The sequence below is a fragment of the Wolbachia endosymbiont of Anopheles demeilloni genome (assembly GCF_018491735.2).
Classification (GTDB): domain Bacteria; phylum Pseudomonadota; class Alphaproteobacteria; order Rickettsiales; family Anaplasmataceae; genus Wolbachia.
In genome coordinates this window covers 244,091-263,173 of the sequence record NZ_CP084694.1, presented here as the reverse complement: position 1 = coordinate 263,173, position 19,083 = coordinate 244,091, and the positions used below count along the sequence as shown (strand labels likewise).

At 32.7% G+C, this 19,083-nt stretch carries 22 protein-coding genes and 5 pseudogenes; 22 read left to right on the top strand and 5 right to left on the bottom strand.

Going from position 1 to position 19,083, the window contains the following annotated elements; genetic code table 11:
* Window positions 1-24: 24 nt before the first annotated feature.
* The 4 genes from JSQ73_RS01395 to JSQ73_RS01380 all read left to right on the top strand — a co-directional run bounded on the left by JSQ73_RS01395 (window position 25) and on the right by JSQ73_RS01380 (window position 2,902).
* Window positions 25-495: a hypothetical protein gene (locus JSQ73_RS01395; RefSeq protein WP_234301820.1), complete on the top strand. Its 471-nt coding sequence runs from the start codon at window positions 25-27 to the stop codon at window positions 493-495.
* Complete coding sequence (locus tag JSQ73_RS01390) at window positions 479-664, top strand: hypothetical protein (protein WP_234301819.1); 186 nt, start codon at window positions 479-481, stop codon at window positions 662-664. Before JSQ73_RS01395 ends, JSQ73_RS01390 begins: the two co-directional genes overlap by 17 nt.
* Before the next feature lie 132 nt (window positions 665-796).
* Window positions 797-2,002 carry a hypothetical protein gene (locus tag JSQ73_RS01385; protein WP_234301818.1) on the top strand — a complete coding sequence of 402 codons (1,206 nt, stop codon included), beginning with the start codon at window positions 797-799 and terminating at the stop codon, window positions 2,000-2,002.
* A gap of 48 nt (window positions 2,003-2,050) precedes the next feature.
* Entirely contained in the window at window positions 2,051-2,902 is an 852-nt protein-coding gene (locus JSQ73_RS01380; protein WP_234301817.1) for a hypothetical protein, read from the top strand.
* A 702-nt stretch (window positions 2,903-3,604) separates the two neighbouring features.
* Here JSQ73_RS01380 and JSQ73_RS01375 read toward each other — a convergent pair.
* Window positions 3,605-4,433 (bottom strand): annotated as a pseudogene (locus JSQ73_RS01375) (IS630 family transposase).
* 67 nt (window positions 4,434-4,500) lie between these two features.
* Here JSQ73_RS01375 and JSQ73_RS01370 point away from each other — a divergent pair.
* Window positions 4,501-4,695: pseudogene (locus tag JSQ73_RS01370) on the top strand (ankyrin repeat domain-containing protein); the annotation flags it as partial.
* A gap of 4 nt (window positions 4,696-4,699) precedes the next feature.
* Entirely contained in the window at window positions 4,700-5,131 is a 432-nt protein-coding gene (locus tag JSQ73_RS01365) for a DUF2924 domain-containing protein (RefSeq protein ID WP_214249712.1), read from the top strand.
* 116 nt (window positions 5,132-5,247) lie between these two features.
* On the opposite strand, the gene JSQ73_RS06600 is transcribed toward JSQ73_RS01365, so the two are convergent.
* The gene (locus JSQ73_RS06600) at window positions 5,248-5,373 is read right to left on the bottom strand and encodes a hypothetical protein (RefSeq protein ID WP_255701043.1); all 126 of its coding nucleotides are present in this window, start codon (window positions 5,371-5,373) and stop codon (window positions 5,248-5,250) included.
* Between the two features lie 266 nt (window positions 5,374-5,639).
* On the opposite strand from JSQ73_RS06600, the gene JSQ73_RS01360 reads away from it, so the two are divergent.
* From JSQ73_RS01360 to JSQ73_RS01290, 15 genes are all read left to right on the top strand, one after another.
* Window positions 5,640-6,005: a hypothetical protein gene (locus tag JSQ73_RS01360; protein WP_214249400.1), complete on the top strand. Its 366-nt coding sequence runs from the start codon at window positions 5,640-5,642 to the stop codon at window positions 6,003-6,005.
* A gap of 231 nt (window positions 6,006-6,236) precedes the next feature.
* On the top strand, window positions 6,237-6,863 hold the full coding sequence (locus JSQ73_RS01355) for a hypothetical protein (protein WP_214249399.1): 627 nt from the start codon (window positions 6,237-6,239) through the stop codon (window positions 6,861-6,863).
* A gap of 15 nt (window positions 6,864-6,878) precedes the next feature.
* The gene (locus JSQ73_RS01350; protein ID WP_234301816.1) at window positions 6,879-8,300 is read left to right on the top strand and encodes a hypothetical protein; all 1,422 of its coding nucleotides are present in this window, start codon (window positions 6,879-6,881) and stop codon (window positions 8,298-8,300) included.
* Entirely contained in the window at window positions 8,276-8,584 is a 309-nt protein-coding gene (locus JSQ73_RS01345) for a hypothetical protein (protein ID WP_214249397.1), read from the top strand. The genes JSQ73_RS01350 and JSQ73_RS01345 overlap by 25 nt, the downstream gene beginning before the upstream one ends.
* Window positions 8,585-8,692: 108 nt before the next feature.
* On the top strand, window positions 8,693-8,959 hold the full coding sequence (locus JSQ73_RS01340) for a hypothetical protein (protein ID WP_214249396.1): 267 nt from the start codon (window positions 8,693-8,695) through the stop codon (window positions 8,957-8,959).
* A gap of 193 nt (window positions 8,960-9,152) precedes the next feature.
* Complete coding sequence (locus JSQ73_RS01335) at window positions 9,153-9,350, top strand: hypothetical protein (RefSeq protein WP_234301815.1); 198 nt, start codon at window positions 9,153-9,155, stop codon at window positions 9,348-9,350.
* Window positions 9,323-9,730, top strand: coding sequence for an ankyrin repeat domain-containing protein (locus JSQ73_RS01330; RefSeq protein ID WP_214249394.1), 408 nt, complete (start codon window positions 9,323-9,325; stop codon window positions 9,728-9,730). Before JSQ73_RS01335 ends, JSQ73_RS01330 begins: the two co-directional genes overlap by 28 nt.
* Window positions 9,675-10,235 (top strand): ankyrin repeat domain-containing protein, encoded by a 561-nt coding sequence (locus JSQ73_RS01325; RefSeq protein WP_214249393.1) that lies wholly within the window; start codon window positions 9,675-9,677, stop codon window positions 10,233-10,235. The genes JSQ73_RS01330 and JSQ73_RS01325 overlap by 56 nt, the downstream gene beginning before the upstream one ends.
* A gap of 264 nt (window positions 10,236-10,499) precedes the next feature.
* Window positions 10,500-11,111, top strand: coding sequence for an ankyrin repeat domain-containing protein (locus JSQ73_RS01320; RefSeq protein WP_234301814.1), 612 nt, complete (start codon window positions 10,500-10,502; stop codon window positions 11,109-11,111).
* A 132-nt stretch (window positions 11,112-11,243) separates the two neighbouring features.
* Window positions 11,244-12,824, top strand: a complete 1,581-nt coding sequence (locus tag JSQ73_RS01315; protein ID WP_234301813.1) for an NB-ARC domain-containing protein — start codon at window positions 11,244-11,246, stop codon at window positions 12,822-12,824.
* Between the two features lie 63 nt (window positions 12,825-12,887).
* Window positions 12,888-13,877 carry a tetratricopeptide repeat protein gene (locus JSQ73_RS01310; RefSeq protein ID WP_234301812.1) on the top strand — a complete coding sequence of 330 codons (990 nt, stop codon included), beginning with the start codon at window positions 12,888-12,890 and terminating at the stop codon, window positions 13,875-13,877.
* 37 nt (window positions 13,878-13,914) lie between these two features.
* Complete coding sequence (locus JSQ73_RS01305; RefSeq protein ID WP_234301811.1) at window positions 13,915-14,613, top strand: hypothetical protein; 699 nt, start codon at window positions 13,915-13,917, stop codon at window positions 14,611-14,613.
* 10 nt (window positions 14,614-14,623) lie between these two features.
* Window positions 14,624-15,565: a hypothetical protein gene (locus JSQ73_RS01300; protein WP_234301810.1), complete on the top strand. Its 942-nt coding sequence runs from the start codon at window positions 14,624-14,626 to the stop codon at window positions 15,563-15,565.
* Window positions 15,566-15,587: 22 nt separating this feature from the next.
* Window positions 15,588-16,955: a hypothetical protein gene (locus JSQ73_RS01295; RefSeq protein WP_234301809.1), complete on the top strand. Its 1,368-nt coding sequence runs from the start codon at window positions 15,588-15,590 to the stop codon at window positions 16,953-16,955.
* A complete protein-coding gene (locus JSQ73_RS01290; RefSeq protein WP_234301808.1) occupies window positions 16,952-17,248 on the top strand; it encodes a hypothetical protein in 297 nt (98 codons plus the stop codon). The genes JSQ73_RS01295 and JSQ73_RS01290 overlap by 4 nt, the downstream gene beginning before the upstream one ends.
* Here the strand turns inward: JSQ73_RS01290 and JSQ73_RS01285 are convergent.
* Window positions 17,242-18,054 (bottom strand): annotated as a pseudogene (locus JSQ73_RS01285) (IS982 family transposase). The gene JSQ73_RS01290 and the pseudogene JSQ73_RS01285 sit on opposite strands and share 7 nt — an antisense overlap.
* A 97-nt stretch (window positions 18,055-18,151) precedes the next feature.
* Here JSQ73_RS01285 and JSQ73_RS01280 point away from each other — a divergent pair.
* Window positions 18,152-18,325: pseudogene (locus JSQ73_RS01280) on the top strand (transposase); the annotation flags it as partial.
* A gap of 276 nt (window positions 18,326-18,601) precedes the next feature.
* On the opposite strand, the gene JSQ73_RS01275 reads toward JSQ73_RS01280, so the two are convergent.
* Both JSQ73_RS01275 and JSQ73_RS01270 read right to left on the bottom strand, forming a co-directional pair.
* The gene (locus JSQ73_RS01275) at window positions 18,602-18,745 is read right to left on the bottom strand and encodes a hypothetical protein (protein WP_214249392.1); all 144 of its coding nucleotides are present in this window, start codon (window positions 18,743-18,745) and stop codon (window positions 18,602-18,604) included.
* 191 nt (window positions 18,746-18,936) lie between these two features.
* Window positions 18,937-19,064: pseudogene (locus JSQ73_RS01270) on the bottom strand (IS200/IS605-like element ISW1 family transposase); the annotation flags it as partial.
* Window positions 19,065-19,083: the final 19 nt, after the last annotated feature.

Sequence of the window (19,083 nt, the reverse complement as noted above, 5' to 3'; positions counted from 1 at the left end):
GTAGGCAAAGACAAATATAAAGTATTGAAAGAGAGAGGAGTACTTTCATTTAACAGAAAAGCGGGTATAGACCCAAATAAAATTGAGTCTATGACTTTTCCTTGTTACGATTCTATTACTCTAGAAGACTTTACTAAAGTAAATATCACTAAAAGTGAAGCTGAAAAAATTTTAGTAGAATTGGTTAAACAAAAGGTCATTAAAAAAAAGGTTGGCTCAGAGAATAATGCTTATGGATTTAAAATTAAATTTGATGAAATCAAACAAGTTCAGCTTTCTTTCTGTCCAGTTTATGAGGGTGTCCTAAAAGGACTATTATCTACATGTTTTACCTATAGAATAGCCCTTCAAAAAATTGCAGTACAGCTAAAAAAAAACTTTCCTGTTCGTCTGCAATTCATAACAAAACCACATCAGAGTTTAGTCTTGGAATTATTAGAACAGAAGATTATCAGACCTACTATGATAGCAATTAAAGATGAAGAGTATATATAGTCAAAAAATGACTAAAGATCATTTTAAATGTATACTTTCTCAAAGTAAACTCATTCCAGAAGAGTGTATAGAAGAGCTTTTTGGCTTCTTGGTTAAGAAAGGATGGATTACCAAGTACGGTCCAAAGCAGTCTATACAAGATAGAGCTATTAGCAAGGAAAACATTTAAAATGCTGGTGTATCTTTATTACAAGATCTTTATTATATTAATAGTCCTGACAAAAGACAAAAACCTTTAAACTTTTTTCCCGAAGGAAGACATGAAAACATACCGACCAAGTCGCAAAGTATTGATAAAACAGTGGAAAAAGTTTTAGACAATCAATTACAACTAGCGAAAAAAGATACAATTAAAAATATTGTTAGCACCTTGAAAAGATCAAGAAGTTCATTGAAAGCTTTTAAGGTTCCTGATAGTAAACTAAAATCTCTAACTGAGTTTTGTGGTCAAGGTGAATTTGCAAATATAGAGGAAGTGCATGTCTTTTTTCTCAATGGATTAGATCAACTTTTACAATTAGAAGAGAAGAAATGGACACAAAAAATGCTTATCAACACTGTAGCAGTAACTGCTATGGGAGTAAGCCAAATAGCTATAGGTACTACTATAGAGTTATACTCAGTGGGTGTGATGACTCATGTTGGTGCTGCATTTGTTAATGAAGGTGTAAATGACCTCTTTTTTGCTGCTGGTGCTTTAAAGTCAGGTTATTTTAGCTGGGAAGATTATAGACAGCATAAGCTTGAGAGCTTAATGGTTAAAGCTGCCACTGTTGGTATAGGAGCTTACCTTTCGAGAGGTACTAAGGTATCACGTTTTGGCCATAAACTAGCCGGACCTAACTTTGAATTTAGTAAGAAAGTAGCAGAAATATCTGGAACTCAGCTTATTAAAACTACAAGTTGGAAAATAATAGGAAAAGAAGTTGCAAAGCGTATTACATTAAAAACTATAGAAGGGTTAGCGCTTGGCTTAGCTAATGCAGGAGTTGATACACTCGTTGAAAATTACCTTCAAGCACTATGTGAAGGCATAGCTTCTGAAATTTTATCAAATATTGAACAAGAGGTTGAAAACCATAACATTTCTGCAAGCTTGGAAAAGGCCTATGAGGTATTAGGAAGAGAAGAAGCAAAAAAAGTTATAGATGGTTTAACCAATAGTGTTTTCACTGAGCAAAATTGTGTGGAAAAATTCTTGCCTGTAGCTAACAAGATAGTTAGTAGTGTGACTCAGGGAATTGCAGAAGCTGTTAAAAAGAGAAGTACAACAAGTAATAAGTTGGAGTTACCCATTCATACTATCAGTAAGGTAGTGGTGTGGTCAGAACGTGCCGCTCACATTGGCAAAATACCTGGTATTACTGGCAGTTTTTTGGATAATTTAGATCGAAAAATAAAAGATAGGTTGAGTAAAGATGAAAATACTAAACGAGACTTGCCAACTCAAAGGCAAGAAGCAGAGGTAGGCTATAAAGTATTTAAAAAAGAAACGACTGATCAGTAGAAATCATTGCTTCGCGAAAAGGCTGGGCAAATTATAGCACAGTATATTGTGGGACCCATTCTTAAGGAAGGCGCTAATCATCTGGTTATATATGTTGGAAGAAAGATAGGAGAAGCATATCAATGCTATAAAAAAAGTGAGTATCTTGAGCACTTTGAAAAATTGAAACAGGAGTACAAGGAAAAGCTACAGAGTGAACAACAATGTGACAATAATTCTAAAGCAGAAGACCACATTACAGAAAAATATCATGAAGATTTGCGAAAGATGATGATAAAAACTAGAAATCCTGACTTACTTGCAGATATAGTCCGAGAAAACATTCCAATGGATATGACATGTATTAACGCGTGTACTCAAGTAGTATATAAGATACTAAAAGAGCAAGGAGTTGTAATTCCAGGGCTAATCGTTATTGTTCAAGGAAATGGTGGTATAAGACAAGAATTTTCATCTATATCAGAAGGAACAGGAAGGATAATTATTCCTCTTGAGATCAAAGATAATCATTTTGAATTTTGCGGAAGCAGCACATCGGAAAACAGTAGTGAATCAAAAAATAATTGCTTATATGAAGCTTTATCAGAAGCTATACCTGGATTAAGAAATATAATATCACCAGAAGGATTCAGAGATAAGGTAGCTGATTGTATTAAACATGATAAAGGAATACGGTATCACATTCAGCAAGGCTGGCACAGGCTTCCTGTATCTCTTGGTGCGTTTGGTGGTGCATCTGCAAGAAAGCGTTCGAAGGTAATACATGATTTTGAATCGTCATCCTTTGATAATGAAGAGTTTCTTGATTACGAAGAATATCAATATAGGGAACGTAACGTATCTGATCACCTAGAAGACCGTTTTACACGCTTTTTTCGTATTGGTGGAATAAGCTTCTGAACAAACAAATATACTAAGGAATCAAGTAGTCAAAAATGGATCAAGTAAATCTCAAGATCAGAGTAGCAACAAAGGAAGAGAAATTCATGCAGCGCATGTAGTCAGACTTGGTGAGATTAATCACGAGATGGTAAAACAATCTGAACAGCTTTATAATGAATTCGTAAATTTTCTAGGTCATACACAAAATGTTCCAAAGTATGCAAACGAGTGACATGGAATAGGTGGAGATATAGATAAGTTTCAATCAAGGAATCTAAAAGAATTAGGTAAGATAAATTTTAGAGAAAGCCTTACCGCAGAAGATGCAAGTATAATAAAAAGCGTAAAGGAGGATTTTATAGCCGTACTAGATACCCGAATTAATGGAGGAAAGCTTGATAGTGGAAAGAAGTCGGAGCTCATAAAGGTAAAGACAGCTTTAACTAATACTAAAATTGAAGCAGTGTTTGAAAAAGGAAAAAAAGGTTATTTAGGTGAAGGCATGAATGCGTATCAATAGGCAACTACTTGCTATTGAATTTTAACGAATATTGCAAGATTAATCGGGGATTATTCTCTCTATCGTTCTCTACATTTTTATTACGGAAAGTTCAAATTCTAAATTAGGAGGAAATAGAGAAGCAAGTAAGAGAAGTTCCACAATTTTTAATCCACAGCTAAATGAGGAGTTATAGCTTTTTACCCAATAGTGAGAACATCTCATAAAAAAGCAGAATCGACAGCTTGATGAAAAGATTTGAACAGAGGTACATTATTTCTGGCTCTGTTTTTTATAGCAAACCAATGATGCTCAATTTTATTGAAATCTGGAGAATATGGAGGCAGATACAGAATGTCTGCACCAACCCTTTTGGCAAATTCGACAATCTTTTTAGATTTATGAAAAGTTGCATTATCTAAAATCACTGTTTGTCTAGGCTGTAAAGTTGGTGCCAGAAATTGCTCGAACCAGCCATTAAAAACCTCTGTATCACAATAGCCTTCAAACGTCATAGGTGTAACGATTTTTCCCTTATTTAAAGTTGCAATCATGCTGAGTTTTCTTACCTGATTTTAGCGCATGAAACCTCTCTCCCTTTCTGCAATATCCGTATATTCTGTATTCTCTATACCAGATTCATCAATATATACCAAATTTTTAGGGGACTCTGCTGATATGACTTTCAGAAATTCAGCTCGTTTTTCTTCGTTTCTTTCTTCATATCCATAAATCTTTTTTTGCGTGTAAATCCAAATTTTTTTAGAGCTCTATGAATCGTTTGACGACTTATATTGCCTCAGCACCTCTGATTGTGTTTTACCGCCGTGCTTTTTTATAAATTCTGCAAACGCATTCCAATCGGTGATTTTATGATTATAGCCTCTATTTCCCAGTTTCTTCGATTCCTGTTTCTTTCCGCCTTTTCTCCCATTTGTACAATGTCACTCTACCGATTTTGAACCTCTTTGCTACTGCTGTTTTACTCTCTCCTTCATCTAACGCCTGCATGGCTTTTTTCCTTAAGTCATAACTGTATGCTGCTGGCACTTTTACCTTCTTATTACCCTAAGTCTCTATTTTATCCTGTTTCCACTATTATTAGAAGAGCTATATATGCACACCGCTACACCTTGCATGTATGGTAGGTGAAAAAGAAATAGTGGAGGAGCTAGTGAAAGCTGGAGGAGAAATAGAGCAAGCGGATAAATTTGGAATGACAGCGATGGATTATGCGAAAACCAGTAAAGAAGTAACTGAAGTATTGAAGAAAGAAATAGATAGAATTGAAAAGTTATTTATGAAAGGCTAAAAATATGGAGGAAGAAATAGAAAAGAAAGTAATGAATTTAGAGAGAAAACCTTTGGGTGAGCTGAGAAAAACGTTGAAGAAGGTATTTGGGGAAGAGGCGCCTAGATACTCAAAGAAATATCTGATACCAAGATTAGCTTATAGAATGCAGGAAAAAGCGTATGGAGAAATATCAAGAAAAGGATTAAAAAGACTAAAGTATCTGGCAGATCGGCTAGAGAAGGAAAAAAGAATAAGTAGTGACAAACTGCCAGTAGCAGGAACAGAGCTAATATTAGAGAGAGGGGAAGAAACGCATGCGGTAATGGTAACAGACAAGGGTTTAATCTACAAAGAAGAGTTTTATACATTATTGTCAGCAGTGGCAGGAAAAATAATGGGAATGAGCTACAACGGACCTTTATTATTTGGGATGCGTGATAAAAATGGAAGTTGAAAATGCCAAAAGAAGTAAGAGACTGTACATGATCTCAAAAAAGGGATAGAATGAGAGGATAAAGTAGGATATGGGAAGTTTATATCCAAGTGATATAAGTCGAGGAAAGTTTGAGATTATTGTAGCAGATCTGAAGTCTTGCAGGAAGAGGACAAAGCTGTCCTCTTCCTGCAAGACTTCAGATCTGCTACAATAATCTCAAACTTTCCTCGACTTATATCACTTGGATATAAACTTCCCATATCCTACTTTATCCTCTCATTCTATCCCTTTTTTGAGATCACGTACAGTCTCTTAGATACTGCAACCACTTGTTTCGTATAAAAGAATTGATGTCCCAGGAGATGGTAATTGCCTCTTTTGGTCTGTTGCTTTAGCTTATTTAACTCTTGTAAAATTTGACAATAATAAATTCTGCAAGAGATTTTACCAATTATTTGGAGACGGCCATGATGTATAAACAATCCAAAGGCTAATCCAAGGTGATGTACATATTTGCCAAAATGATATGCTAAGGTGGTTAGTAGAGAAAATATTTCGTGAAAGAGTTGTTGAAAAAATGCGTTCGTTTCAAGAGGAATTGAAAGACGAGATTAGTATGATAGACTTTTTTGAGAGTAAAAATGAAGGTTATATAACAAATGGTAGCTTTAAAGAAAAATTTCTTTCTGATTTTGGCTCTGAAATTAAAGTTAAGCAGCAGTATGGAATCGAGTCTAGTAAACTCCAGCTTAGCCACTTCAATAGTAATGCAGTAGATGAGATTTGTATTGAGCTTGAGAAGATAAATAACCCTAAAAAGGTTCGTACATTTCAATTTGAAGCATATTTAGAATGTATGAGGAGTCCTAAAGCTTGGGGTGGTACATATTAGATAAAAGCAATGTCCCAGCTATTAGAAACTGCAATAACAGTATGTAAGGAAAATTCATCCGAAACTTATGGTAAAAAAAGAGAATGTCATAATAATGAAATACGCTTGTTTTATAAAAATAGGAATCACTGTCAATTTTACCAAACAGAATATTCAGATTTAGTAAAGTTTGTTCAGAGCTTTGTACAATCATTTGAAATGAAGCTTATTATATATTCTACATTTTGAGAGATGATAAAAAGGAAAAAAGAAGTGCTTCCACAAGAAGTAATTAACAAAGATTTCGTACGAAGCATCTTTGGATTTTCAGTATGTAGAGGTGTAAGGACAATAGGTGATGAGAGAGCATATAGGAGCAGAAGTTTTTCTTGTCTATCAGATTTAATAGGAATGTTTGACAGTTGTAAGCTCATTTTTAGGAAAGTGTTAATAGATGCTGGGTGTGATATTTTTCAAAGCTTTGAAGCACAACTTGAGAAAATTGGTTTTGATCAAGTTTCAAGTGTAGTAGAGGATATTGTGGATAAGATAATTCAATATTATATTCAAAAAGAATATGATAGGAGTGTAGATGGTGCAAGCATAGTTGAAGCTCTTGTTCTAGATAAATATTCACAGAAAATACATGGTAAAGTGGCACAGTATGGAAAGAGGAATTATAATATCATAGATCTGTATGAAAATATTGGAATTGTAACGGGGAAAGAAGACTCTCTTATCTATTATGAAAAAAGAGATAAATCTAGTCAGTATGGTTATCGTCGTCTTTTTATATTTGAGAAGTTGAGAAAAGTGTATGATGAAGTAAAAACTACAAGTACGGAATTTGAGGATTACGTATATACTTTAGATCAATAAAGCTTTGCAAACACTGTGGAAGAGGTGTTCTCTATTGTTAATGAAGAAATTCAAATACCAAGTAGAGGAAAATGGAATAATCTTGTCGAACAGGTTAGATCACACATTGAGAAAGAAGCAGAGTCTTTATTTAAGGAAATTAAGTTTCTTCATAGAAAAAGAAAAACAAGCCTACTCTGTCGTCAAGAATCTTTAATCACAGCAGAAAAAAGAAAGCCCATTAGTGCTCGAGATACGGCAGCAAGCATAAAGCGGCTAAAAAAATCTAAAAAAAATCTTAAATATATGTCTTTAGTAAAAGACAGTCTAGTAAAGTTACAAGATTTAGCTTATTATTCTAAGCTAGAAAAAATATTTAAAAGCCATACTGAGGAAATTTTTCAAGAGTATAAGAAATCCTTTGAATTACAGTATAATGACACAAAAAAAACTGATGGATTTCAGCTTAGTATAAAGGGAATTAATCAATCTTTCTTTTCTATAAAAAGATTTAAATCTAAATTGAAGAAACAGAAGCTTAAAGATGTGTGTCCCGCAGTAGATGACTTTACAGGAAGGCAAGAGCAAGTAAAAAGGATATGTCAAGAACTGCAAAAGGAAAAAGGGGCAGTGGTAGTAATAACTGGTAAATATGGCATGGGCAAAACTCAACTAGCTAGAAAATGTGCTGAGGAAAGTAGAGAAAGTTATAGCCATATCTATGAGATAGAAGACAGTAACATGTTACCTATAGAGAGGTGTTTTTCTTCTTTAACCAAAAGGAAGTTAGGTATATATATGGAAGAAACAAAATCACTAATAGGAAGTAAAAAATGTCTAATTATTTGTCATAATGCTAAAAGAGAAGACATAGAAGAGGTTCTAGAGGTAGAGGATAGAGTAGGTTTTGATTTTTTATTCACTTTTCCTGATCAGCCTTGTAAAGGCGTAGTAGAAGTCGCTTTGGATGCTTTTAAAGAAGATCAAGCTGTACAACTTACCAAAAGAATTTTAGGAATAGTAGATAAATCACAAGACGAACAAATAAAAGTATTTGTAAACAAGCTTGAAGATTTTCCATTAGCTATAAAGCTAGCAGCAGCTTATATTAGAAATAGTAAGTTAAGTAATTCAAAAGAAGCATTTGGAATTCATGAATATTTAATAAAATATGAAGATCTTGATCAGGTAATTCCAAAAAACAATAAGCAGGACAAATATGATAGGGTTTTATTAGTAACAACAGGCATTTCCATGGAGGTAATGGAAAAGAAAAATGGTGGAGTACCTTTTAGGTGTTTGAAAGTTATGGCTAATTTGGGTAATAGCTACATTGACCCTGATATGTTTTTAGTTTTGGTTGAACTAGAGTCTACTTTCAAATTGATGGAAAATTATTCTCTGCTTGATATAGAAATGATAGGCAGAAAAAAATGTATGTTATACATGAATCGATAAAAAAAGCCATACGTTCGCAAATCGCTGAAGATCAAAAGGAGGATATACTGCTAACTGCTGTGGAAATATTTGAAGATGAATTTAGCAATTTGTTGGAAAAAACTGATACTTTGCATCTTATAGCCTTAGTTGATTACCTTGGAAACTATAACACTTTTAAAGAAGAAGAGCCTTTTGTGATTAGATCTATCACACGTTTACATTTAGAGGGCGAGTATAAGGAAGTTGTCAGGCTTTCAACAAGAATATTGCCGATTATTGAATCTTCAACGGAAAATTCTTAAAAAATTAGATATTTACGTGCCCTTGCGTTAGTTGCATTAGAAGATTGTTCAGGGTTAAAAGAGCTTTTTGAACTCAGAAAAAGCAGCTACAGGGGTTATTTTGAGCAAATGCTTCTAGATCATTTTATAGTTATTACTTACACCATAGACGAGAAGTATGATTGTGCATTAGATTATTTACGAAGTTGTGCTTCTCTACTTTCTGTCAGTGATAACTTATCAAGTAGATTGGCAACTCTATCAATTGATTTGGCTAGAGTATTTGTAATGAAGGAAGAGTATCTATGTGCATTTACAATACTGTACTACGTTGAACATTTTAAAGTAGAATTTAGTTCTACGGGAAAAGATGATTTCTATCAAGATTTTTTTTAAAACCATGACTTATTGTATTTTTCATACCTCAAATACACCCGGACCTTAGGAAAACTTTATAGCATTCAAGTATCTTACAACAACATCGCCACATATCAACTTACATAAATTGAATTCATCGATTTTACAAGAATGTTTATTTGATATTCTAAAATACCAAAAGCAAAGTCCTTTTATTGAAAAAATGATAAGTATGGAAGATAAAAGAAATCTATTAGATGAAGTGTTAACGGAGTTCAACAACTTGATTAGCTCAGGTGAGTTGTATGAAAGCAATCATATAGGTTTTTATAAAAATCTTATACAATTATTTGTTGGGTATGCCTATCTTGGAAAAAAAGGGCATCACAAGAACTTAAAAACATGCAAGAGTTACAGGAGAGAAGAATAGGGTTAGATCATCTTGGTACTACACAAGAAATGTCTACTGAAAGTGAAAGAAAAAAATGTTTAGAAAAGGAAATAGAGAAAAAATCATTTCTTCCACAATCCAAAGTAGTTGATTTTGCTGTTGGTAATACTTTATATGAAGATAGTGTAAATCTGTATTGTAGAAACAGTATAAGCTTTTTACACTATGATGTTACTGCTAGCTCAGATATTATTGAATACCTTACAGATAAATGGGCTAATATAAATCTAAAATTCAGTAATCTCTTAAATATTATTCCTAGCCTTTTAGAGCGAGGAGCTTGCATAAATCTACAAGATAAGCGTGGTAGGGGGGGGTCTGCACTATGCTGTTATTGCTGGTCACCTAAATATTGTTAAATTCTTTGTAGAAAAAGGAGCTAATGTAAATCTACAGGATAGAAATGGTGTTAGTCCTCTAAAATATGCTGTTATCGCTGGTCGCTTAGATATTATTGAATACCTTTTAGAGCAAGGGGCTACTATGAATCTAGAATACAAAGCTCTTTTGCGTTATTGTATTGCTATTCATGACCAAAATATTAAAGCGCAATCAATTATGTCCTCAGGCCCTTGTTCTTCAGACTTAAAAGTGCAATCACATAGAAAACAACAGAAGAGAACTATACATTTAGGTAAGTCTAAGAAAAGAAGATTAGAAAATACAAGTGCAATATCTAAGGAAAATACGCCGAATATACAACTGCTTCAAGATAACGTATCAGACACATCAATGCAATTTGAAGATCTTGATCATAGAATGCAAGGTGACATTTGTAATAAGTTAGAGGAAAAAGTTAATAGTCAATTGGAAAATAGTGACTCACAGCAGTTAGTTGACAATAGGTACTGGTGCATGCAATAAAATGAAGGAGCATAAGTGATAAGGTATCCTTACCTTCATTTAACATGAATGGCGCTAGACCAATACATTCCAAGAAAAACACTTCTCACGTCTCTTGATTTTGAGCGCTGGAAATGGTTATTTTATTGTCCCAAATTTGGGACAATAAAATAGCCTAAAGATACAATATCTATAAAAGTTACTTGTATTATCGATTTCATTTACTAATATATAATAAAATCTAATATGATCTTAAATTTACATATAAAATAAGTAATTAATTTTATGGTGAAGATAATAGATTATCTCAGGACAGATTCACAAGCAACTAGTTCAGATAGGGAAGAAAAATCTTTTCAATTTAAAAATAGAATAAGACGTCAATATAACCTTAATGATATTAATATTGCCAAGTTGTTTCTTGCGATACGTGAGCATAGAACGGATAATCCTCAGCTAAATAAGATTAGTGAAATTGAAGGGTTACTTACTCAAGTACAAAATATTAATGATATTGATCTCAATGATGGTGGTAATACACCACTACATGTTGCTGTAAGCAAAAATCATCAAGACATTGTTGAACTTCTTTTGAATGTGTCTGGTATAGACCCAAATATTAAAAATAATCAAGGTAAAACTCCACTAGATATTGCTAAGCAATCGAATAAGGAAAAGATTATTAAGACTTTAGAAGAATATTTAAAAAAATTTTCTGATCAAGTAAAAAGACTTTCTGCACAGGAGGAGGAAGTACATGAAAAGCTAAGAAAGTTTGTTGAAGATTTTGTTTTTATTTATGAACGCTCTTTATCAGAGTACTATGAGAGACTAGAAAATCAAAGAGGAAAGCAAGGTAAATGTGCTGATTTTATTAATATGATAATATATATATGAAAAGGTGGAACAGAACAAGGAGAAGCGGAATCAAAAGTAATTCCTCTTATTGGAATTAACATTCTTCGAGCAACAATATCCAGCATTGGTAGTAGTTATAATAGAGCAGAGCTTAAAAAGCTGATAGATCAATTGTATATATTTAAAAAGGATCCAATTAAAGTCAGGGAAGAGTTAGTAAAATCTGGTATTGAAATCTTTCAAAGTTTTGAGAGCCAATTTATACAAGTAACAGCAGAAGGAAGTTGGCAGAGAGCAATGACAAAATTAGCAGAAGATGCTGTGAGTAGAGTGGTTGGTTACTATAGAAAAAATACTGAAAAAGAGCTTTGTGCTTCCTCAATTACTGAGGGTATTATTTTTGAAGAATCAAAAAGATATAAACAAACCTACACTGGTGTTCCTCATATTAAGCTAGGACATACTTTAGAAAGTAAAAACTTGAATTCATGGAATACTGCAGAACTATTTGCTCAAGCGGGATTAGTAACAATAAAGAGTGATGGTAGTGCTAATAAATACTATAGGAGAATAGATGGAAAGAGTGATACTAGCAAATATGGCTATCGTCTTCTTTTTAAATGGGAATTGGAAAGTAAAATAAAAAAATTCGCTAGAGAATACATTGAAGAAAATCCTTCTAGGGAGGAGTATAGGTATATTTTAAAGTTAGATGAGGGAAAATGGAAAGATGAATTATTGGATGAGATTAATAAGCAAGATCCGAAGTTAGTCGAAGAGAGGTTACTAAGCAAATTCAAAGGAGAAATGGAACAGGAAGCTGAAAAAAACTTCAATGAATTAGAGGATTATATAGGTAAGAATTTTAATGAGTTATCAGGTTACATAGAAAGTAATCAAAATGAGATTAAGGGAGTCTTTGATGAATTAATGAGTCAATATCAGGAAGCCAGTAGGCAACGTCACAAGATAGCAGATTCTATTGTAGAAGGAAGGAAAGAAAGTGAAAAAAGTTTCGAGAAAATAGATAAAAAGCTTGATAAGATATATGATGCAGTTGTAGCAGGACAACAAGTAAGAGAGCCTATTTGGTTTAATGTGAAAAAGCCAGTAATTTTGTTTGCTGGAAGAAGGGAAGAGTTAATTGACCTACATAATAAGATACAACGTAGTTCAGAAAAAGTAACAGTAATATCACAAATAACCTCAATTAGCGGTTTAGGAGGAATAGGAAAAACTGAATTAGCTAGACAATATGTTCAAGAATATAGTAAAGATTGTTATGACAACGTTATATGGATCAATGCTGAAAGTGAGATAGCTCTTGTTGAATCATTTACTCGATTAGCGAAGAATAAACTAAGAATTGATATAAAAGATGAGAATGGAAAAGAAAAGGATATAAAAGCTCTCATAGAAGAGGTTTATGAATTTTTCAGTAATAGTAAAAGCTTGTTTATTTTTGATGATGCCGAGAAAAGTAATTATTTGAATAAGTTTTTACCAATTCATGATTCATTACCGGGTGGTAATGGACCTTATATTTTAATTACTTCTCGTAATCGAGAGTGGGAAAGGGGGATAGAAGTTATTAATCTAAACGAATTAAAGTCAGAAGAAGCGATAGAATTTGTAAAAAAGGGCTTTAGTATAGAAGATGAATCTCAAAATGAAAAGATAAAAGCTTTGGTAGAAAAATTACAACACTTTCCTTTAGCTATACAGCAAGCAATATCATATATTGAAGATTAAAGAGTTACTAGAAAATTTGATATAGATGATTACCTAAAGGAATATGAGAAAAAAGCGAAAGATTTGCTTCATTATGAAGGATTTAGAGGAATTGATAATAACTATGCAAAAACAACTTTCACAACTTGGAAAATTACAACCGATAAGATAGCAAGCAATGAAAAGTATGGAAATTTAGCTTTAAGGATTCTTGATGTTATCTCTTATCTTGCACCTGACAATATTAGTAGAGAATTCTTTTTAGATTTGACAGGAAATAATGAAGAGGAATTAAGGTCTGCTGTTCGTTTACTTATAAAATATTCTATGGTTAATGGTGAACAAGAGCAAGGTGTGTTGAGTATTCATAAATTAGTTCAAGAAGTGACAAAAATAGCGTTAGAAGAAGAGGGTAAAAGCGAAGAAGTTATGAAAGAGACTTTCGAGCTACTCAGAGCAAGTTTTCTTTATGGTAGTGATAAATTAGAAGACTATTTAAAAAAACGAGAATTATTACCGCACTTAGAGTCATTTTTATCACGTATAGATAGTTGGTTAAAAAAGAACCCTCAAGATAAAGAAAAAATAGAAAAGGATTACCTTGAGAATTTGTTGATATTGATGAGTAACGGATATCTTAACTTGAGTAATCCTAAGAGACAAAAGGGGTTGCTAGAAAGAGCTTTGCCTATTTTAGAGAAATATTACGGAGCAGATCATTTTGAAGTAGCTATAGCCTTAGAAAATTTAGCTATTGCTGGTGAAGCCTTAGGTAATTCTAGGAGAGCAAAAGAGTTGTTAGAAAGGGTGTCTGTAATATATCAAAGAGGTAAAGTTGAAGAATGTTTGCCGAGTACGAGTTCATTAAGGAACAGAAGAGAAGCAAAAATTGGGAAATTTGAACTGTCTTGGGAAGACATAGATGAATTCAATACAGAAAAAGATGAGAAAAGAGATTTTAGTAAAATTAAAATAGATAGTAAAAAGTTTATTGACTATATAAAAGATATACCAGAAGAAAAACGTTCTCAGCTAATTGAAATAGCAGATAAAGTGCAAGTTAAGGGTAGGTAGCAATTTGGTCAATAAGCTTATCAGTAATCAGAAGGTCATGAATCATTTAAATAGAGTAAAGAAAATCTCTAGCATAACTATGCATGGAATGATAGCTAAAAATATTTTAGCTGACTTTTTAACCGGAGATTATAAGGTTGTAGCAATTAATGTTGGCTTTATTGCCGGTGGTCAAGGATTTGCTAAAGTTGCTGAAGCTGCATCTCGTAAAGGATTAAATTTGCTCTCAGAAGAAAAGGTATTACTTGGTAGGTCTTTAAGAGTTGCATCACCTTTTCTTGCTCGAGGTACTTCTGCCTTTATTATTTATGATTTAGTAAATCAGGTAAAAGCATTTAAAAATGGTACAGAAGGAGCATTGGTTGGCGTAGTAGGAGATAGCATTTACCTGGGAGTTGACGCTGCAGAGATTGGGATTGAAGTTGCTGAAGGTTTTGAAGTATTAGAAGGAGTTTCATCTATTACTGGACCTATTGGAGCAGGAGTTGGCACTGCAGTATTTATTTACACTGATATTTATATGGCAGTAAAGAGAGTTGATAAAATTGATGAAATTATTTACTTAACTAGAGGAGAAAAATTTATTGAAGGATTGAGTGCATTTATAGGTATGCGACCTGAACAATATGTAGAAAAGTTAATGAAAGAAAAACAACTTTATAACCAATTAGTTAAGCAAGGATTTGAGTATTTAAGGAAGAATCGGTGCTATTCAAAGCTATGTATTCCCTACTGATCGATCAGTTGTGGGTTCTTGTCGTAAAGTGCTGCACACAACATCACTTGGGATTAGAAATTATTATACTGAAGAATGCACAACTAAATTTGAGATAGGTTTAGACAGTACAGTACTGCTTGACAGAAAAAGAAATGATATAAAATGGAGTAAAGAAAGACCGGATGATCCAAGTGGTGGAAAATTATTTTGTTTACCAAAAGGAGATTATCATCTTGCTCCAAGTTATGGGTCATATTTATGTAAAAATGCAATTGGTTTATCTGATAACAAAACAGAAGGATATACTCTAATTAATTTAGGAGAAGGTGAAGATTATGCAAAAGGATTTAAGGATAGCCCAAACATATTTATAGTGAATGATGGATCTAAGAGATACTATGGAGGAAATAAGAATGATATCTTTGTTTTGCAGGGAGATCTGATAGAAGGGTCTTTGTACAGAGAGGATGGAATTGATACCTTAGATCTGACTGAATTTGCTCAAGAAGCTGTAAGTGTGAATGTGTATTTAAATACAAATATTGGCACTATTATGTACAACAGATATGATTATTATGGATTTCAAATTAATTCAGTAGAAAGAGTGCTTGGTAGAAAAGCTAAGGCAGATCATATATTTAGTGCATGTGAAACTCAATTCTTGGATGGTAATGGTGGTAAGGAAGATCAACTTGATTATTTGGAAATAAGAGATAATAATTGTGTCTATAATATACAAGTAATAGTTAGAAATTACACTGAAGTAAATAATCTAGCACTCAAAAGTAACTTTAACTATATTGTACCATTTCAAAAAGGTAGTGCATCTGTTAAATTACTTACTAATTTGGAAAGTAATCATAGATTTATATTTGACTACTTGCTTGCTGATATTCAGATTATTGATATTAAAGATCACAATAGTATAAAGTTCAATTTTTTTTCCAAAAGTTGTAGATGGCAGCTTTAGTATAGCTATCTCATATAACGTAATGGACAATATAACTTACGAATTAAATGACGGTAGTGAAGTACAAGTAAATAAGGAAAGAAATTTATATGCTGTACAGAGTGCTAATACAATTGTTGATGAAGTTATAAAAAGTTATCCAGCTATAGCAAATAAACTTAATATGACTATCGCTGTTCAAGTTGGTGATGAATATATACTTGTTGGGCATGGAAAATGTGAAGTGCTGTACAATAACCCGATCCATAACAGTCACTTAATTGGAAATGGTGGTGAAAACATATACGTAATTACTATAGCCTCAGGTGAGCAAAGATATGAACATAATATTTTTTCTATGCCACAAATAAACATCTACAATCCTGATCAAGCAAGTTCTATAGATACGTTAGATTTACGTAACGTGATAAAAATAATACAAGATGATTTGAAAATACATACTAATCTGCCAAGAATTTTTCAAGATGGAAATGATTTGCTAGTTAAGTTAGAAACAGAAGTAGAGCAAAGCTTTTCATTAGAAGTGCCAACAGTAGAAGTGCTGACAATAAGATTAAGAAACGGTTTGGACTGGTATGGAAAGCTTTTTATTATCTCAGATAGTGCACCTATGAAAATAAGTTCTAAATTAGAATTAAATCCATTACCTTTGATCTTTGAAAAGGATAAAGAAATTATTGTGGTAACGGGTCAAGATGTGGAGAAAGATACTGAGCTTATCATTTCTAGAAAAGAAGGAAATTATACATTTGTTCGCAGTAATAGTAATGATCTAATGATAACGAATGCTTTTGATTCGACTATTAGTAAAGATGATTTTTGCAGTATTATACTTAGTAAATTCTATAAAACACCTAAGATGAAAACGTTATCAATAAAATTTACTGATAAAGAGATAGTGTTAAAAGATTATGAGAAAGAAATAAGTACAGCAAGAGACATTAATGTTGTGAAAAAAGAATATAAGGATCAAGTTTATAATGATGTTTTCACAGAAGTTATGTTATCTAAGCAACCTCATAGACATAGGCAGCACATTAGAAATCGTAGAATGGTGAGTAGCAGTGCAAAACCATCTTCGTGGATAAATAATTTATTTGGTTGGGTAAAAAGCTCTGTGAGTGGGTTATTAGGTTCGAGATCTGCTCTGCCTGAAACTTCAGCAAATTATTCTAATACATCTGGTACTAGCCAATTTAGTAATGAAGTTTGTATCAGTAACAATTTTGGTTTAGGATTCTTCTTATTACAAAGTTTCCTAGATAAAAAATATCCTCTTCCTAAGTTTTGTTCTTCTACTCATGAAGAAGTGCTGGCTGATACACTTAATATAATGGAAGAATTTAAAAAGACACTTAAAAAACAGCTAAACAATCTGGTTTATCAGTGAAAGGTTTTGACTTTTTTAAAGTGTATTCAGATATAGCAGGTCATGTAAGGAACGAAAGATATTCTAAAATACCAAGTACATTATATTCAGCCGCAGAAGAAGCCTATCCGGAAAATGAGAAGTTTTTGAGTATTTTAAAAGGCAATATTGAAAAGATGTTTGATAAGCAGCAGATAGTTAATGGTGGATATCAACCTAATGACATTGCTGATAATAAACCTAGAAGCTATTTTAATAACACAACAGTGGACAAACAGCTACAAACCCCAGTTATGGATTATCCGAGTCAATAAAGCTTAGAAATAGAGGGCTTTTTCGACTGCATGGAATACGAAACTAATGTTGAAAAATATGTACCATAAAATTTATGGGGGATCTGTGCCGAAGCTCAAATTTATTTTTCAAACAACCAAAAACTGTCTCAATAATCAACCTTTTTCTCAATATAATCTTCTCTTTTAAAGAAATTAGTGCGTTTTTCATGCCTTTTTTCACTTTAGTGACGAGTTTTAGACCTCTATCGAAGAGTTTCTCAAAAAGGTCCTTCTTCTTTATCTCCAAACAAAAGTCCTGTCAATTTTTTAGTCAAATTTGGTGCAGGTTTTCTGTCGTCAACGCTGCCTTTAGTTAGCGTAATAACTTGAACTTCGCCTATTTCATTGATTACCAGATGCAATTTAAAACCGAACATAGGTAATCTTTCCTATATTTGCCAACTCTTTGAAAACTTTATTTTTTGCGATCCTTTTTGCGTGGCAAACAGCGATTGCAGTTGTATCAATATAGAGTGATTTTTGCTTGCTCGCAGAACCACTGCAAAAGCATTGCCAAATAACATAAAACCCTGAGTTTTAGAGCAACAAATCTATGATACGAAGGGAGTTTTGAAAACTCAGAACTGTACAATAATTTAAGATAACTCAAGTAAAAAAACTTGAAATTTTTGCACGGCGATTGGTGGTAAAGTAAGATTATAGTAAGTATTTCTGGCACGGTAATTTCAGGTATTCTTGTTGTTTTTTTTGCCACTTGATAGAAGCTTTTCTGAAAGTTTTTCATCAGCAATGTAACAAAAATCTTCTATGAAACAGTAAAATATCTTTCTTCATGAGTAACCTCTTAATTTTTGCTAAAATACCTGAGTTTACCCTATTCCTCTCTTTATTAATTCTACTTTCTAATCCATAACTGGAGTTAATAAGATTACTGAACTTGCTAAAGGAGTTGGTGCAGAAATTTTATATCTATCTCCTTATTCTTCAGATTTTAACAAAATTGAGCATAATTGGTTTGCTATAAAAAATAGAATTAGGAAAAACATTCCTCTATTCACATCTTTTCGTCATGCTGTCGATTCTTCCTTCTTATGATTTTTTGGACTATTATGGGAAGGGCTATACTTTAACAGTTTTAAAGCTGAAATAAAGAATATAGGTTTAACCACCGAAAAAGACTTTTTTCTTATCACACGAAGGCACCTCCCCTTCCTTTTTAATAAAAAATATCTATATACCTATCATAAGATACGTAAATGTATATTATGAAAAATATAAGCAAAGTTATGCGCTGCTTAAACTTCTCTAATTAGTGACACTCAACTATAAGAGTAGCTTGCATAGCAAAGAAGATACTTAGTATCTTCTTTTTTATAGTTTCATTAGATTTAGATCTGATGACAACTCAGATAAATCGTGCAGCCCTTCCTGGAGCTGAGACATAATAGAATTTAATTGATCACTAAATTTTACATCCTGTTCAAAGCTCCAATCACTTTCCTTACATTTACTCATGCATGCACTACGTAGTTCGTTATTATCCTGATGACTTTTAGGACATGCGCGTATGCAATTGAAATATTGTTTATGCGCTTCTTCTTTAGTCTAAGAACCTGTACATGATCTCAAAAAAGGGATAGAATGAGAGGATAAAGTAGGATATGGGAAGTTTATATCCAAGTGATATAAGTCGAGGAAAGTTTGAGATTATTGTAGCAGATCTGAAGTCTTGCAGGAAGAGGACCAATATCTCCAACTAATACTGGATATCGATATTTTGTTATCCACACTATGTGATATATATAGAGTTACTGCTTTTTCTATAATATTCCACATTCTTTGAGATTTTTCAC

Excerpts from the sequence above, each read along its gene's own strand:
- JSQ73_RS01390 (WP_234301819.1), top strand. The coding sequence starts at position 479 with ATGAAGAGTATATATAGTCAAAAAATGACTAAAGATCATTTTAAATGT.
- JSQ73_RS01365 (WP_214249712.1), top strand. The coding sequence starts at position 4,700 with ATGGAGGAAGAAATAGAAAAGAAAGTAATGAATTTAGAGAGAAAACCT.
- JSQ73_RS06600 (WP_255701043.1), bottom strand. The coding sequence starts at position 5,373 with ATGGGAAGTTTATATCCAAGTGATATAAGTCGAGGAAAGTTTGAGATT.
- JSQ73_RS01360 (WP_214249400.1), top strand. The coding sequence starts at position 5,640 with ATGCTAAGGTGGTTAGTAGAGAAAATATTTCGTGAAAGAGTTGTTGAA.
- JSQ73_RS01355 (WP_214249399.1), top strand. The coding sequence starts at position 6,237 with ATGATAAAAAGGAAAAAAGAAGTGCTTCCACAAGAAGTAATTAACAAA.
- JSQ73_RS01345 (WP_214249397.1), top strand. The coding sequence starts at position 8,276 with ATGTATGTTATACATGAATCGATAAAAAAAGCCATACGTTCGCAAATC.
- JSQ73_RS01340 (WP_214249396.1), top strand. The coding sequence starts at position 8,693 with ATGCTTCTAGATCATTTTATAGTTATTACTTACACCATAGACGAGAAG.
- JSQ73_RS01335 (WP_234301815.1), top strand. The coding sequence starts at position 9,153 with ATGGAAGATAAAAGAAATCTATTAGATGAAGTGTTAACGGAGTTCAAC.
- JSQ73_RS01330 (WP_214249394.1), top strand. The coding sequence starts at position 9,323 with ATGCAAGAGTTACAGGAGAGAAGAATAGGGTTAGATCATCTTGGTACT.
- JSQ73_RS01320 (WP_234301814.1), top strand. The coding sequence starts at position 10,500 with ATGGTGAAGATAATAGATTATCTCAGGACAGATTCACAAGCAACTAGT.
- JSQ73_RS01305 (WP_234301811.1), top strand. The coding sequence starts at position 13,915 with ATGAATCATTTAAATAGAGTAAAGAAAATCTCTAGCATAACTATGCAT.
- JSQ73_RS01295 (WP_234301809.1), top strand. The coding sequence starts at position 15,588 with ATGGACAATATAACTTACGAATTAAATGACGGTAGTGAAGTACAAGTA.
- JSQ73_RS01275 (WP_214249392.1), bottom strand. The coding sequence starts at position 18,745 with ATGAGTAAATGTAAGGAAAGTGATTGGAGCTTTGAACAGGATGTAAAA.